The sequence below is a fragment of the Mesorhizobium sp. M7A.F.Ca.CA.004.04.2.1 genome, from assembly GCF_004022825.1.
Taxonomy (GTDB): Bacteria; Pseudomonadota; Alphaproteobacteria; order Rhizobiales; family Rhizobiaceae; genus Mesorhizobium.
Map to the genome: position 1 here is coordinate 1 of NZ_RZPH01001691.1, position 589 is coordinate 589.

General features: G+C 64.2%; 1 protein-coding gene and 1 pseudogene. Both read left to right on the forward strand.

Annotation, left to right across the window (positions count from 1 at the left end; genetic code table 11):
- Positions 1-346: HEAT repeat domain-containing protein (locus EN893_RS37010; RefSeq protein WP_348632547.1), on the forward strand; the 346-nt coding region annotated here is incomplete at its 5' end.
- Positions 343-589: pseudogene (locus EN893_RS37015) on the forward strand (NAD(P)-dependent oxidoreductase); the annotation flags it as partial. The gene EN893_RS37010 and the pseudogene EN893_RS37015, both read left to right, overlap by 4 nt.

Here is a 589-nt window from a genome sequence, read left to right on the forward strand (position 1 = left end):
CGATGATTTGCGCGAGCCGCCGCTCGCCGACCTTTTGGGTCTCGATGACGCGGCCTTCCGCGCTTTCTTCTCCGGTTCGCCGATAAAACGCATCGGCCGCGACCGGTTCATCCGCAACGTGCTGATCGCCGCCGGCAATTCCGGCGATGCCTCTCTTGCCGACACTGTGCGCGCCTTGCTGGACGATGCCTCGCCGCTGGTCCGGGGCGCGGCAATATGGGCGCTGGCGCGGCTGGTGCCCGATGCCGAATATTCAGAACGGGCAGCCATCGGCCTGAAAACCGAAAGCGACGAAGCCGTGCGCGACGAATGGCGTCTGGCGCGGCCAACCAGGGCGAATGCATGAGCGAAAAGCAGATATTCATCTTCGGCGCCGGCTATTCCGGCGGGGCTTTTGCTCGGGCTAACAAAGGCGCCGCGACGATCTTCGGCACGACACGCTCGCCGGAAAAATTCGAGACGCTACGGCAGGCCGGTGTCGCGCCGCTTCTGTTCGACGGCGCGATGACCGGCGAAATCGGCGATGCATTGGGAAAAACAACGCATCTGCTGATTTCGGTCGCCCCGGAAGAGGCCGGCGATCCGGTGC